The organism is Sphingomonas sp. NFX23 (genome assembly GCF_049887795.1).
In the GTDB taxonomy this organism is placed as follows: domain Bacteria; phylum Pseudomonadota; class Alphaproteobacteria; order Sphingomonadales; family Sphingomonadaceae; genus Sphingomonas.
In genome coordinates this window covers 89,722-104,016 of sequence record NZ_JAGEKH010000004.1, presented here as the reverse complement: position 1 = coordinate 104,016, position 14,295 = coordinate 89,722, and the positions used below count along the sequence as shown (strand labels likewise).

The following is a 14,295-nucleotide window of genomic DNA, read 5'->3' as shown; positions in this document are numbered from 1 at the left end:
TAGCCTCCGGACGTTAAGGTCCGCCTAAGGCGTTCGGCGAAGTCGCTCGATGACCACGGCCAGCGTCGCGGTCGCATACACCGCGGTCAAGCCGAGCCCGAACACCGGGAACCCCAGGATCGCGAACAGCGCGATGATCAGCAGATAGGCCGCCGGACTTCCCCACCACATCTGCCGTTCGCGCTCGAGGATGGCGCGTTCGGCCAGCGCGCCGATCGCGACGAGCGCGGTACCGATCGCCAATGCGGTGTTGTTCCCAGCATAGCCGCTGACAAAAAACGCGAAGACCAGGATCGATGCCGCGGCCACGCCGCCGATCGCCAGGGTCTGCCCCCGGGCCATCGACGCATCGTCGCGCAGTCCGCTGAGCACCGAGCCGAGTGCCAGGGCTACGCATCCGAGGAGCGACAGGACCAGGCCGATCGACGGCAGCCCGAAGCCGATCGTCACCAGTCCGGCCACGCCCAGCGCTGCGCCGGCGGCTCCAACGGTCGTACCAGCCGCACCGCGATCGACCAGCAGCGGCAATGCGAGCCGCGCGATCGGTGCGAGAACGAAGCGGTCGAACCAGCCGCGCCGCCCCGACACGATCGTCATCAGCACCGCGCGCCCGCGCTCTTCCAGCGTCCGCGCCTGACGCTCGATCCCATGCCCACCGCGCACCGCGTCGGTCGGCAGCAGCACGTGCGTCGCGCGCGACTGCACTGCGAACCGCAACAGCGACGACTGGAGATCGTAATCCTGCGGCAGGCCCGCGACTTCGGCGATCCGGCTCGAACTCAGCCGAGCGACGCCGGCCCACGCCATTTGCCCGCCGACACGCTCGAACCCCGGCCCTGCGTCGCTCTCGGGGACGACGAGCAGGCAGTCGCCATCTTCGACCGCCATCGCCTTGACGATCGCGTCGGTGGTGACGAGCCCGTCGCCGAGCATGAGCACCGGTGCCAGCGGATGAAGTTTCTCGCCAGCTTCCATCGCGGATCGTACCGTATCGACGCTCACGCCGCGTCGTCCGATGCGGTTGATCGCCCCGAGCAATTCGGGTGTCATGCGCGCGACGACGATGATGATCTGCGAAACGCCGGCGGCGATCAGCAACCGCGCCTGATACTCGATCAGCGTCACGCCGCTGAAGGGCAAGGTCGCAGCAAGACGATCGGGGCGATCGTCGGCATCATGAATTGCAAATAATAGGCCGGCAAGCATCGCAGGCTGTTAGGCGGTACGCGCCGTCCTGCAAAGCCCGCGTTCGGCCGAACCGCCCTGCGCCAAGGCTCGGTTCGGCGTGCAGGCACGAAACCGCGCGTCGTACGGTACCTAACCTTATGGTCGCCGGATCGTAAGCCGTGCCGCCCTGCTTACCGGACGGATGAACGCGCAAGGATCGCATCATCCGTTTTGTCCCGCTGCAATTCATGATACTTCCGCAGTTCATGAACGGGGGTTCGTCAATGATCGGGTTTCGCGCGTCGGCAGGCAATGCCCATCCCATTCGCGCGGATATCGTGATGGATCCGGTGATAGAAAACATGTCCGACACCGTCACAGAATCCAGTTTCGATGAGGTTTATCAAGACCCTGCGCCCGACCGCGCACGCCTTTACGTAGGTATCGCGGTTGCCGTCGTGGTCGTCTGGCTGGCGGCGATGCTGTGGCTCGCGCGCGGTTCGCTCGCGACGATCGAGCCGGTTGCTTTAGTCCAGTTCATCGCCGCGCTCTGCGTTATCCCGGCGCTGATCGGCATCGTCTGGCTGCTCGCGATGCGGACCAGCCGTAGCGAGGCGCACCGGTTCGGCATTACCGCGCAGGCGATGCGCGACGAGGCGGCGAGCCTCGAACGCACCGTCGCCGCCCTGTCGAACACGATCGACGCCAACCGCCAGCACCTCGCCGAACAATTGAACGCGTTGATGGCGATGGGCGGCGGCGCGACCGAGCAACTCGCAGCGATTGGCCGCGGCATGGTCTCCGAAATCGACCAAGCCGCAGCGCACGCGCGCAATCTGGCGACCTCGACGGCCGGCGCACAGACGAGCCTCGGCGTCCTGATCGCCACCCTCCCCCGCGCGCAGGCGGATATCGACGACGTCGCCAAGCGCCTCGAACGCACCGGGCTGTCTGCGAGCGAACACGCCGCCGCCCTCGACGCGCAGATCGTAGCGCTGGCCGAACGCGGCCGCGATGCCGACGCGATGGCCAGCGGCGCCGCACAGCGTCTCGCCGCCCACATCGTCCGGATGGAGGCGACCAGCCAGACCGCCGGCGCGCATCTCGAATCGGTCACCGACGGCATGTCCGCGGCGGTCGACGCACTGCTCAACCGCACCGCCGACGCGGTAGACCTGTCACGCCGTGGTATCGCCGCGCAGGGTGACGCGATGCTGGCGATGGTCGGCGCGAACCAGGCCGCACTCGACAGCGCCGCCCGCGACAGCGCCGAAGCGCTCGCCAAGCGGATCGCCAGTGTCGAGGACGCGATCGAACGCGTCGCGATCCGTCTCGACCTGCAACGCAGCGCCGGCGACCGTATCGTCGACGATCTTCACACCGGACTCGGCGAAGTCGAATCCCGGATCGAACTGCTCCATCGCCACGGCACCGAGCGCACGCAGGATCTCGCGGTATCGATCAGCGCGCTAGGCGGCTCCGCGGATGCCATGACCGAAGCGCTTCGGGCTGGCGACGACATGGCGCACCGGACTATCGCGACGACCGAAACACTGCTCGTCGCCCTCGACTCTGCCGCGCGCGAGATCGACGAAACGATGCCAGCCGCACTCGGCCGCCTCGATACGCAGGTCCTCGCCAGCAAGAGCATCGTCGTTTCGGCACGCCCCGAACTGCTCGCGCTCGTCACTGCGGCGGAGAGCACGCACGACGCGATCGAGGCGATCGCCGGGGTGATCGGCGAACAGCGCCATGTGCTCGACACGCTCTCGACCGACCTGCTCAACACGCTCAACACCGGCCGCGCGAAGGCCGATGCGCTCGGTCACATGGTCGATGAGGCGATCGGCCGGACGCAGCATTTCGCCGAAGACGCCGCGCCGCAGCTGATCGAGGCGCTCCACCGCGTCCGCGAGACCGCCGCCGTCGCCGCCGACAAGGCGCGCGAGACGCTGTCGAAGGTCATTCCCGAAGCCGCAGCCGCACTCGAAGCCGCCAGCGCCGACGCGATGCGGCGCGCGACCAATGACACCGTGGAACGCCAGGTCAAGGCGCTCACCGACGCCACCGGCGCCGCGGTCGACGCCGCTACCGGCGCGACCGAACGCCTTGCGCGCGAAGTCCAGGCGATCGTCGACCAGACCGCGATCGTCGAAACGCGGCTCCAGGAAGCCCGCGCCGAGCGCGAGGACGCCGACCAGGACACCTTCGCGCGCCGGGTCTCTCTGCTGATCGAATCGCTCAACTCCGCCTCGATCGACATCACCAAGGCGATCGCACCCGAAATCTCCGACAGTGCCTGGGGAGCGTATCTCAAGGGCGATCGCGGCGTCTTCACGCGCCGCGCCGTCCGCATCCTCGACGCCAGCGAAGTCCGCGAGATCGCCGGGCTGTATGACGAGGACGAGACCTTCCGCGAGATGGTCAACCGCTACATCCACGACTTTGAAGCCATGCTTCGCACGATCCTGACGCAACGCGACGGCTCACCGCTCGGCGTGACGTTGCTCTCATCCGACATGGGCAAGCTGTACGTGGCACTGGCGCAGGCAATCGAACGCCTGCGCTGAAAACGACCTCCCGAAATGATTCAACGTCACCGCTAACGGAGCAATCCGCCGACCGGACTCATATTTCGAGGCCCAAATGCCAAGACTGAACATGAAGATCTGCGTCATAACCGGCGCAGCCCGCGGCATCGGCCGCGCGATCGCCGAGCGCTTCCACGACGAAGGCGCCATCGTCATACTCACCGACATCGACGAAACCGCCGGCGTCGAGGCTGCGACGGCGATAGGCTGCCGGTTCGAAAGGCTCGACGTCCGCGAAGAGGCGGATTGGCAGCGCCTGGCGGAGATCGTTCCGGTGGTCGACGTGCTCGTCAACAATGCGGGCGTAACGGGTTTCGAGCACGGCATGGTCGCGCACGATCCGGAACATGCTAGCCTTTCAGACTGGCGCGCGGTCCATGCGGTCAACCTCGACGGCACGTTCCTCGGCTGTCGTTATGCGATCGGCGCGATGAAGGTGGCCGGCCGGCTCGATCATCAACATCTCGTCGAGATCCGGGCTGGTCGGGATTCCCCTCGCCGCGGCCTATGCGTCGTCGAAGGCGGCGATCCGCAATCACAGCAAGACGGTGGCGCTGTATTGCGCGCAGCAGGGGTGGAAGATCCGCTGCAACTCGGTGCATCCCGCGGCGATACTGACGCCGATCTGGGAGCCGATGCTCGGGGATGGGCCGGACCGCGAGGCACGGATGGCAGCGCTGGTGGCCGATACGCCGTTGAAGCGGTTCGGGGTACCCGACGAAGTCGCCGCGGTCGCGGTAATGCTCGCGTCGGACGAGGCGACGTATATTACGGGGACAGAGATCAATATCGATGGCGGCTTGCTGGCAGGTTCGGCCGCATCGCCGGGGTAACGACGACTGTGTAATCCTCCCCCGCTAGGGGGAGGTGGCACCGAAGGTGACGGAGGGGGAGGACACGGAACAGAGGTTACCACTTCCTCCCCCTCCGTCTGGCAAGAGCCAGCCACCTCCCCCTTGCGGGGGAGGATCGTGGGGTCGCCCCTCAGCGCGTGACCATGTTCCCGCGGTCGAACAGGTCGACGCTCTGCGGCGTGATCCACCCGTAAGAATAATTCAGCTGGAACAACACGAACAGAACCGTCGCGACCACAGTCACCCGCCACGCCGTCCACCCCGGCCGAAACTCGTGCGGCGCGCTTTCCGCCTGGCCGGGGACGTGTTCGCCCCCGACCTCCCGCGTCGTCTTCACGCCAAACGGCAGGACCAGGAACACCGAGAACGACCAGAACAGGACGTAGATCGCGAGTGCCGAGGTCCAGCGCATCGGCTCAGCCCTCGATCAGCAGGACATCGACGATCGGCTGCTTGCCGGTCCAGCGCTTGGCGACCTTGCGCACTGCGAGACGAATCTGCTCGCGCATCTTCTCGCTCTCGCGCTTGCCACCGCGTACCGTGTCCGTGGCCGCCTGGACCGCATCGGCGATGAACGCCGCGCGGTCTTCCTCGACCGGCACGCCCTGCACGCGAACCTGCGGCTGGCCGACCATCCGGCCGTCCTTGCCGAGCGCGACGCCGACCGAAATCTGACCGTTGATCGCCAGCTTGCGCCGCTCGCTCAGCGTCGCGCCGTCCGCCGGGAGGATCACGTCGCCATCGAGCACGAGACGCCCGACCGTCGCGTTGCCGATCTTCGCCGGGCCCTTGGGCGCCAGACGGATGATGTCGCCATTGCTCTGGACGATAGCGCGCGGAATGCCCTGCTCGAGACCGAAGCGCGCATGCTCCATCATGTGGCGCATCTCGCCATGCGTCGGCACGAGTACCTCCGGCCGGAGCCAGTCATACATCTGCGCGAGCTCGGGCTGACCCGGATGGCCCGACACATGGACGTGCGCCTGGCGCTCGGTGATCATGCGAATGCCCTTGGCCGCCAGCGTGTTCTGGATGCGACCGATCTGGACCTCGTTGCCCGGGATCTGCTTCGACGAGAAGATCACCGTGTCGTCGGCCTCAAGCGTGATCGTGTGCTGGCCATTGGCGACACGCGCCAGCGCCGCGCGCTCTTCACCCTGGCCACCGGTGGCGATGATCAGCACCTTGTTCGTGGGCAGGCGCATCGCCTCGTCTGGGCTGATCGTGTCGGGGAAATCCTTCAGATAGCCGGTCGCACGCGCGACCTTGATGATCCGGTCGAGCGAACGTCCGGTCACGCACAACTTGCGCCCGGTTTCCTTCGCGACTTCGCCGAAGGTGTGCAGCCGCGCGGCGTTCGACGCGAAGCTGGTGATCATCACGCGGCCCTTGGCCTTGGTGACCTCCTCGAACAGGCCCTTCCGCACGGTGCTCTCGCTGCCCGATGCGGTGGTGTTGAAGATGTTGGTGGAATCGCAGACCAGCACGTCGACGCCCTTGTCGCCGATCGCCATGAAGCCCTCGGGCGTGGTCGGATTGCCGATCACCGGGTTCTTGTCGAGCTTCCAGTCGCCGGTGTGGAACACGCGACCGTAAGGCGTGTCGATCAGCAGCGCGTTCGCCTCGGGGATCGAATGCGACATCTCGACGAAGGTAAAGCCGAACGGCCCGAGCTGGAAATTGCCGCCCATCGGGATCATCTTGAGCTTCACGCGGTTGGCGATGCCCTCTTCCTCGAGCTTGCCGCGGATCAGGCCCATCGTGAACGGGGTCGCGTAGATCGGCACGCCGAGGTCTTCGGCGAGATACGGCAGCGAGCCGATGTGATCCTCATGGCCGTGCGTGATGACGATGCCAAGCAGGTCATCGATCCGGTCCTCGATAAAGGACAGGTCGGGCAGGATCACGTCGACGCCGGGATATTGCGGATCGGCGAAGGTGATGCCGAGATCGACCATCACCCACTTGCCCTGGCAGCCGTACAGGTTGACGTTCATGCCGATTTCGCCGGAGCCGCCAAGGCCACAGAAAAGGAGTTCGTTCTTCGGAGTCATTGATTACTTTCAGGATTATACAGGAATATGGCCCGCAGGCCGGTCGGCGCGAGCCCAATGGCCCTAGATATGGTGACGATCCCACATCATCGCCAGCCCCTGGATCGTCAGGTCGGCTTCGATGACGTCGAACACGTCGGTCTGTTTCTCGAATAATGTAGCAAGCCCGCCAGTGGCGACGACCTTCACGGGACGGCCGATCTCGCGCTTCATCCGCGCGACCAGCCCCTCGATCATCGCGACATAGCCCCAATAGATGCCGATGTGCATCTGCGAGACGGTGTTGAGCCCGATCACGCTTGTATCGCTCGGCGCCTCGATCGCGATCCGCGGGAGTTTCGCCGCGGCGGTGACCAGTGCGTCAAGCGACAGGTTGATCCCCGGCGCAATGATCCCGCCCTTGTACGCGCCGCTATAGTCGACGACGTCGAACGTGGTTGCGGTGCCGAAATCGATCACGATCAGATCGCCGGGATGCAGCGCGTGCGCGGCGATCGTGTTGACTGCACGGTCGGCACCGAGCGACGCAGGCTCGTCGACGTCGATAGAGATGCCCCATTCGACCGGAGCGTGGCCCGCGATCAGCGCTTCGGTGTTGAAGTATTTCGACGCGAGCACCTGAAGGTTGTGCAGCGCGCGCGGGACGACGGTGGCGACTATTACGCCCTCGACCGCGTTACGATCATGCCCCCCAAGCTGCATCAACTGGCTCAACCACACCGCATACTCGTCCGCCGTCCGCCGGGGATCGGTCGCGATCCGCCAGCGTGCGACGATTTCGCCGCTTTCGACGAGCGCGAACACGACATTGGTATTGCCGGCATCGATCGCGAGCAGCATCAGCGGGGCCTCAAAGCAGGAAGACGTCGGCAGCGTGAATGACACGCCGTTCGCCAGACGCCAAGCGGAGGATCAGCGCGCCGTCGGTGTCGAGCCCGACGAACAGGCCGTCGATCCCGGTGCCATCGGGGAGCCGCGCGGTCAACGCTGTGCCCGCCGGGTGCGCGCAATCGACCCAGCGCTCGCGGACGGGGGCGATGCCCTCGGTGCGCCAACGGCCGATCCAGCGCGCGAAGCTGTCGGCGAGGATGTCGAGGAACATCGCCGGTTCGACGACCACGCCGTGCGCGGCGAGATCCGTCGTCGCACGGTCGGGCAAATCGGGATGATGCGCGATGTTGACGCCGTAGCCGACGATCACCGCATTGTCCGCGCGTTCGAGCAGGATACCCGACAGCTTGGCATCCGCCAGCAACAGGTCGTTCGGCCATTTCAGGACAAGCGTCTCGCTCGCATCGGTCGTGCCCTGGCAGATCCCCGCGACGAGAAACGTCGACACCGTTTCCTGCAAGGCGACCGCGGCGACCAGCGCTAGGCTGGCGGCTGGCGGATCGTTAGGTCGCAACCGGACGAGCGTGCTCGCGTAGAGGTTACCCTCGGGTGACGACCACTCCCGCCCGAGCCGCCCCCGCCCCGCCGTCTGTCGGATCGCACGCAGCCAGAGACCGTCCTCGCCACCGCCGCGTGCAAGCTCCAGCAGGTCGGCGTTGGTCGATCCTGTCTCCGCGACGGTGCGGATGATGCTCAGAACAACGCCCGTGCGGCCGCCATCGTCCACGCGCCGAGCACGGGGATGAGGAGGTAGCCGGCTGGCGACACGAACACCGCGGCGATGGCGATCAGGCCACCCTCGACCTTGCTCTCCATCGGCGCGAACGCCGGAGCGGGGTCGTCAAAGTACATCGTCTTGACGACACGCAGGTAATAATACGCGCCGATCACCGAGGCGGCGATGCCGACCACTGCCAGCGGGAACAGCCCGGCGTCGACCGCTGCGCTGAACACCGCGAACTTCGCGTAGAAGCCGAACAGCGGCGGGATGCCGGCGAGGCTGAACATGAAGATCGCGAGTGCCGCCGCCAACGCAGGCCGGGTCCGCGACATGCCGGCGAGACTGTCGATCGTCTCGACCGGCTGCCCGTCGTCACCACGCATCTGCAACACCACCAGGAACGAGCCCAGCGTCATCGCGACGTAGATCGTCAGGTACATCAGCACGCCCGATACGCCCTCCGGCGTCCCGGCTGCCAGACCGATCAGCGCGAAGCCGACATTGTTGATCGACGAGTACGCCAGCAGGCGCTTGATGTTGGTCTGGCCGATCGCGGCGACCGCACCGAGGATGATCGAGGCGAGCGCCGCGAAGATCACGATCTGGCGCCACTGGTCGGTTGCCGGGCCCATCGCATCGACCGCCACGCGCACGCTGAGCGCAAGCGCCGCGACTTTCGGGGCGGACGCGAAGAACGCGGTGACCGGGGTAGGTGCGCCCTCGTACACGTCGGGCGTCCACATGTGGAACGGCACGGCGCTGATCTTGAAGGCGAGGCCAGCGAACACGAACACCAGACCGAACAGCAGGCCGAGCGACTTCGTGCCTGCATAGGCTTCCGAGATGCCCGAGAACAACGTCGTGCCGCTGAACCCGTAGACCAGCGAGATGCCGTACAGCAGGATGCCGCTGGCAAGCGCGCCGAGCACGAAATACTTCAAGCCGGCTTCCGCCGAACGCCCGTCGCGCCGCATGAAGCTCGCAAGGACGTATGCCGCAAGGCTCTGGAGTTCGAGACCGACATACAGCGTCAGCATGTCGGTGGCCGAGACCATGATCCCCATGCCGCACGCCGACAGCAGGACCAGCACCGGATATTCCGGACGCAGATCGTCGCCGTGCGTCCGCGCGAAGAACCTCGGCGCCATGACGATCGCGACCGCCGAGGCGATGTAGATCAGCACCTTGGCGAACGCGCCGAACGCGTCCGCGCGGTACAGGCCGTCGAACGCATAGCCACCCGACGACGCCGGACCGACCAGTGCGATCCCTGCCCCGACCAGCACGAAGACGGCGGCGATGGAGACGGCGCGCGTGGACTTGTCCCCGCCCCAGGCCGAGACGAGCATCAGGGCGATCGCACCCAACGCAAGCACCAGTTCGGGCAGCGTCATTGCGATGTTAGCAGCGTAATCCATCAGTGTGCCTCCCCGTGCGCGGCACTATGGACGGTTGCGGCGGGCTTCCCCGCAGTTGGGTTGGAATCGTTGGCAGGCTTGGCGCGGTCGACACGGGCGAGAAGCACGCCCACGTCCTTGCGCATCGGTGCCAGGAAGCTCTCGGGATACACGCCCATCCACAGCACGACGGCTGCAATCGGTGCGAGCAGCCACATCTCGCGGCCCGACAGGTCGACCATCGCACGAACGTCATCCGACTTGATCTCGCCGAACACGACGCGACGGTACAGGAACAGCATGTACGCGGCGCCCAGGATGATGCTCGTCGTGCAGAGCAAAGCGGTCCAGGTCGAGACCTGATACGTGCCCATCAGCGACAGGAACTCGGCGACGAAGCCGCTGGTGCCCGGCAGGCCAATCGAGGCCATCGTGAAGAACAGGAAGAAGATCGCATACTTCGGCATGTTGATCGCAAGGCCGCCATAGCGCGAGATCTCGCGGGTATGGAGCTGGTCGTAGATCACGCCGACGCACAGGAACAATGCACCCGATACCAGGCCGTGGCTCAGCATCATGATCATCGCGCCCTCGATGCCCTGCCGGTTGAATGCGAACAGGCCGATCGTGACGATCGCCATGTGCGCCACCGACGAATAGGCGATCAGCTTCTTCATGTCCGACTGCACGAGCGCGACGAGCGACGTGTAGATCACCGCGACCGCCGACAGGCCGAAGATCAGCCAGGTCAGCTGACCCGAGGCTTCGGGGAACATCGGCAGCAGGAAGCGCAGGAAGCCATATCCACCGAGCTTCAGCAGCACGCCGGCCAGGATCACCGAGCCTGCGGTCGGCGCCTGAACGTGCGCATCGGGCAACCAGGTGTGGACCGGCCACATCGGCATCTTGACCGCGAACGACGCGAAGAACGCCAGCCACAGCCACGTCTGCACGGGCGCCGGGAAGTCGTAGTTCATCAGCGCCGGGATGCTGGTCGTGCCCGCAGTCTTCGCCATGTAGAGCATCGCGATGAACATCAGGACCGAGCCGAGCAGCGTGTACAGGAAGAACTTGTACGACGCGTAGATCCGGTTCGCGCCGCCCCAGATGCCGATGATCAGGTACATCGGGATCAGGCCGGCTTCGAAGAACACGTAGAACAGGAACAGGTCCTGCGCCGCGAAGGTACCGATCATCAGCACTTCGGTGAACAGGAACGCCGCCATGTATTCGGGCACGCGCGTGGTGATCGAGCGCCAGCTGGCGCCGATGCAGATCGGCATCAGGAACACGCTGAGCATGATCAGCATCAGCGCGAAGCCGTCGATCCCGAGCGACCAGCCGAACGGGCCGAAGATGCCGGGGGCATGCTCGACGAACTGCCACTGCGCGCCGCCGATATCGTAGTTCATCCACAGCATGATGCCGAGAACGAAGTCGATCAGCGTTGCCGACAGCGCCAGCGTCCGTGCCGTATTCGCCGAGACGAACAGGCACGCGATGGCCGCGATCATCGGGACCGCGATCAGGACGGAGAGGATAGGAAAGCCGGTCATTACAGTCCGATCGCCCAGGTTACGGCTGCGGTCAGCCCGATCAGCATGACGAAGGCATAGGTGTAGAGATATCCCGTCTGGAAGCGGTTGGCGACACGGCTACCGATCAGGACGACCCAGGTCGCGCCGTCGGGCCCGAACCGGTTGATCGTCTTCTCGTCGCCGCGGTGCCACAGGAAACGACCGATCGCGAACGCCGGGCGGACGAAGATCAGGTCGTACAGCTCGTCGAAATACCACTTATGCAGCAGGAAGTCGTAGAGCACGCCGAACTGTTCGACGACCTTGGCCGGGAACGTCGGGGCCTTGATATAGGCGTACCAGGCGGTCAGCAGTCCGAGCAGCATCGCGATCGTAGCCGACAGTTTGATCAGCAACGGCACGCCGTGCATCTCGTGCATCAGATGTTCGCGGAACGCGAGTGCGCCCTTCCAGAACTCTTCGCCTGCGGTCGGCTCGATGAAGAAGCCGTGGAACACGAAGCCGGCGAGAACCGCACCGATCGACAGGACGATCAGCGGGATCAGCATCGGCAACGGGCTCTCGTGCGGGTGATACCCACCATCGCCCTCGGCTGGCGCATGCGCGGCGTCGTGATGACCGTGCGGCGCGTGCCCTGCATCCTCGGCCTGAGCCGGGTTCGCATGATGATCGTCCGCATGATGCGCGTCATGCGCGTGGCCGTCATGACCATGCGCATCGTGAAGCGCATGCTGGATGTGCTCCGATGCAGCCCAGCGTGGCTTGCCCCAGAAGGTCAGGAACATCACGCGCCATGAATAGAAGCTGGTCAGCAACGCGACGAGCACGCCGACGAACCACACGCCCGGCTGGCCCGCAGCCCAGCTCGCCTCGATGATCGCATCCTTCGAATGGAAGCCTGCGAAACCGATCGCGGTGTTGCCGAAGATGCCGGGGATGCCGACACCGGTGATCGCGAGCGTACCCGCCATCATCGCCCAGAACGTCACCGGGATCTTCTTACGCAGGCCACCGTAATAGCGCATGTCCTGCTCGTGGTGCATCGCATGAATGACCGAGCCGGCGCCGAGGAACAGCAACGCCTTGAAGAACGCGTGCGTGAACAGGTGGAACATCGCCGCGCCGTATGCGCCGACACCGGCCGCGAAGAACATGTAGCCGAGCTGCGAACAGGTCGAATACGCGATCACGCGCTTGATGTCGGTCTGCACGAGGCCGCAGGTCGCCGCGAACAGGCAGGTCGCGGCACCGACCGAGGTGACCACGGTCAGCGCGACCGGGCTCATCTCAAACATCGGCGACAGGCGGCACACCATGAACACGCCGGCGGTGACCATCGTCGCTGCGTGGATCAGCGCCGACACCGGGGTCGGGCCTTCCATCGCGTCCGGCAACCAAGTGTGCAGGCCGAGCTGCGCCGACTTGCCCATCGCGCCGACGAACAGCAGCAGGCAGAGCACCGTCATCGTGTCGAAGCGGTAGCCGAGGAAGCCAAGCGTCGAGCCCGCCATACCGGGGGCAGCAGCAAGAATCTCGGGGATCGAGACCGTGCCGAACACCAGGAACGTACCGAAGATACCGAGCATGAAGCCGAGATCGCCGACGCGGTTGACGACGAACGCCTTGATGGCCGCGGCGCTGGCGGAAGGCTTGCGGAACCAGAACCCGATCAGGAGGTAGGATGCGAGACCCACGCCTTCCCAGCCGAAGAACATCTGGACGAGGTTGTTCGCGGTCACGAGCATCAGCATCGCGAAGGTGAACAACGACAGATACGCGAAGAAGCGCGGCTGGTCGGGATCCTCGTCCATATAGCCCCAGCTATACAAATGGACGAGCGCCGAGACCGACGTGACGACGACGAGCATCACCGCGGTCAACGCGTCGACGCGCAGCGACCACGCGACGTTCATGTCGCCGGAGTGGATGAAGTCGAGCAGCGGCGCGACGGTGGCCGTGCTGGTGCCCGAAAGGAAGCCGATGAAGATCGGCCAGGACAACAGGCACGACGCGAACAGTGCGGCCGTGGTGACGATTTTCGCCGGCACGTTGCCGATCGCGCGATTGCCGAACCCGGCAACGATCGCGGCCAGTAACGGCAGGAAGACGATAAGCTGGATCAACCGTATTACCCCTTCATCCGGTTGACGTCGTCGACCGCGATGGTGCCGCGACCGCGGAAATAGATCACGAGAATGGCGAGGCCGATCGCGGCTTCACCTGCGGCGACCGTCAGCACGAACATCGCGAACACCTGTCCGACGAGATCGTGGAGGAACGCCGAGAACGCGACGAGATTGATGTTCACCGCCAGCAGGATCAGCTCGATCGCCATCAGGATGACGATGAGGTTCTTGCGGTTCAGGAAGATGCCGAGCACCCCCATCGTGAACAGGATCGCCGCGACGACCAGATAATGGACGAGACCGATCGTCACAGTTCGACTCCCTGCCCGACGACCGGGCTCGTGTTGCGCGTAGCGTCCTGCGGACGGCGCGCGTTCTGGCGGCTGATGTTCTGCGCCTTGACGCCGCCACGCTGGCGGTGGGTCAGCACGATCGCCCCGATCATCGCGACCAGCAGCACCAGGCCGGCACCCTCGAACACGAACAGATAGCGCGTGTAGAGTAGGTTACCGATCGCCTGGATGTTGGGCACGGTGTCATCGATCGGCGCGGCACGACGTGCGAGCTGGATTGGCCCCGTGCGCCATGCGCCGATCGCGATCATCACCTCGGCGGCGAGTGCGACGGCCAATGCGAGACCGATCCCGAAATACCGGGCGACGCCTGCGCGCAGTTCGGTGAAGTCGATGTCGAGCATCATGACGACGAACAGGAACAGCACCGCGACTGCCCCCACATAGACGATGACGAGCAGCATCGCGATGAACTCGGCGCCGACCAGGATCATGAGGCCGGCCGCGTTGAAGAACGCGAGGATCAGCCACATCACCGAATGGACCGGGTTGCGCGACGCGATCGTCAGCGCGCCCGACAGGACGACGACGAAGGCGAAGAGGTAGAAGGCTAAGGCCTGAATCACGATTGCGGCCCCTTAGACGCCCACGAGAAGAATGAGC

Annotated in this window: 11 protein-coding genes and 1 pseudogene; 2 read left to right on the top strand and 10 right to left on the bottom strand. The window is 65.2% G+C overall.

The genetic code is table 11. The features are described from left to right. Nucleotides 1–24: 24 nt before the first annotated feature. The gene (locus J4O76_RS11495; protein WP_333960164.1) at nucleotides 25–1,206 is read right to left on the bottom strand and encodes a hypothetical protein; all 1,182 of its coding nucleotides are present in this window, start codon (nucleotides 1,204–1,206) and stop codon (nucleotides 25–27) included. Nucleotides 1,207–1,451: 245 nt separating this feature from the next. Between J4O76_RS11495 and J4O76_RS11490 the strand changes: the two genes are divergently transcribed. Together J4O76_RS11490 and J4O76_RS11485 are read left to right on the top strand one after the other, a co-directional pair. Next, nucleotides 1,452–3,737, top strand: coding sequence for a hypothetical protein (locus J4O76_RS11490; protein WP_426281947.1), 2,286 nt, complete (start codon nucleotides 1,452–1,454; stop codon nucleotides 3,735–3,737). Nucleotides 3,738–3,813: 76 nt separating this feature from the next. Beyond that, a pseudogene (locus J4O76_RS11485) lies at nucleotides 3,814–4,591 on the top strand (SDR family oxidoreductase). Nucleotides 4,592–4,742: 151 nt separating this feature from the next. On the opposite strand, the gene J4O76_RS11480 reads toward J4O76_RS11485, so the two are convergent. The 9 genes from J4O76_RS11480 to J4O76_RS11440 form a co-directional block, all read right to left on the bottom strand. Next, nucleotides 4,743–5,024, bottom strand: coding sequence for a DUF1467 family protein (locus tag J4O76_RS11480; protein ID WP_426281945.1), 282 nt, complete (start codon nucleotides 5,022–5,024; stop codon nucleotides 4,743–4,745). A gap of 4 nt (nucleotides 5,025–5,028) precedes the next feature. After that, nucleotides 5,029–6,666, bottom strand: coding sequence for a ribonuclease J (locus J4O76_RS11475; RefSeq protein ID WP_426281944.1), 1,638 nt, complete (start codon nucleotides 6,664–6,666; stop codon nucleotides 5,029–5,031). Nucleotides 6,667–6,729: 63 nt separating this feature from the next. Further along, nucleotides 6,730–7,506, bottom strand: coding sequence for a type III pantothenate kinase (locus J4O76_RS11470; RefSeq protein ID WP_133019532.1), 777 nt, complete (start codon nucleotides 7,504–7,506; stop codon nucleotides 6,730–6,732). Nucleotides 7,507–7,516: 10 nt separating this feature from the next. Next, a complete protein-coding gene (locus J4O76_RS11465) occupies nucleotides 7,517–8,248 on the bottom strand; it encodes a biotin--[acetyl-CoA-carboxylase] ligase (protein WP_426282434.1) in 732 nt (243 codons plus the stop codon). A 2-nt stretch (nucleotides 8,249–8,250) separates the two neighbouring features. Next, a complete protein-coding gene (nuoN, locus tag J4O76_RS11460) occupies nucleotides 8,251–9,696 on the bottom strand; it encodes an NADH-quinone oxidoreductase subunit NuoN (protein ID WP_133019531.1) in 1,446 nt (481 codons plus the stop codon). Continuing rightward, nucleotides 9,696–11,231 (bottom strand): NADH-quinone oxidoreductase subunit M, encoded by a 1,536-nt coding sequence (locus J4O76_RS11455; RefSeq protein ID WP_426281943.1) that lies wholly within the window; start codon nucleotides 11,229–11,231, stop codon nucleotides 9,696–9,698. The genes nuoN and J4O76_RS11455 overlap by 1 nt, the downstream gene beginning before the upstream one ends. Beyond that, nucleotides 11,231–13,336 (bottom strand): NADH-quinone oxidoreductase subunit L, encoded by a 2,106-nt coding sequence (gene nuoL, locus J4O76_RS11450; protein ID WP_426281941.1) that lies wholly within the window; start codon nucleotides 13,334–13,336, stop codon nucleotides 11,231–11,233. The genes J4O76_RS11455 and nuoL overlap by 1 nt, the downstream gene beginning before the upstream one ends. 5 nt (nucleotides 13,337–13,341) lie before the next feature. Next, entirely contained in the window at nucleotides 13,342–13,650 is a 309-nt protein-coding gene (gene nuoK, locus J4O76_RS11445; RefSeq protein ID WP_082441002.1) for an NADH-quinone oxidoreductase subunit NuoK, read from the bottom strand. After that, nucleotides 13,647–14,258, bottom strand: a complete 612-nt coding sequence (locus J4O76_RS11440) for an NADH-quinone oxidoreductase subunit J (protein WP_060524713.1) — start codon at nucleotides 14,256–14,258, stop codon at nucleotides 13,647–13,649. The genes nuoK and J4O76_RS11440 overlap by 4 nt, the downstream gene beginning before the upstream one ends. Between the last annotated feature and the right edge of the window lie 37 nt (nucleotides 14,259–14,295).

Coding starts and splice junctions, on each gene's coding strand:
- nuoN (WP_133019531.1), bottom strand. CDS start 9,696: ATGGATTACGCTGCTAACATCGCAATGACGCTGCCCGAACTGGTGCTT.
- J4O76_RS11455 (WP_426281943.1), bottom strand. CDS start 11,231: ATGACCGGCTTTCCTATCCTCTCCGTCCTGATCGCGGTCCCGATGATC.
- J4O76_RS11470 (WP_133019532.1), bottom strand. CDS start 7,506: ATGCTGCTCGCGATCGATGCCGGCAATACCAATGTCGTGTTCGCGCTC.
- J4O76_RS11490 (WP_426281947.1), top strand. CDS start 1,452: ATGATCGGGTTTCGCGCGTCGGCAGGCAATGCCCATCCCATTCGCGCG.
- J4O76_RS11495 (WP_333960164.1), bottom strand. CDS start 1,206: ATGCTTGCCGGCCTATTATTTGCAATTCATGATGCCGACGATCGCCCC.
- J4O76_RS11480 (WP_426281945.1), bottom strand. CDS start 5,024: ATGCGCTGGACCTCGGCACTCGCGATCTACGTCCTGTTCTGGTCGTTC.
- J4O76_RS11475 (WP_426281944.1), bottom strand. CDS start 6,666: ATGACTCCGAAGAACGAACTCCTTTTCTGTGGCCTTGGCGGCTCCGGC.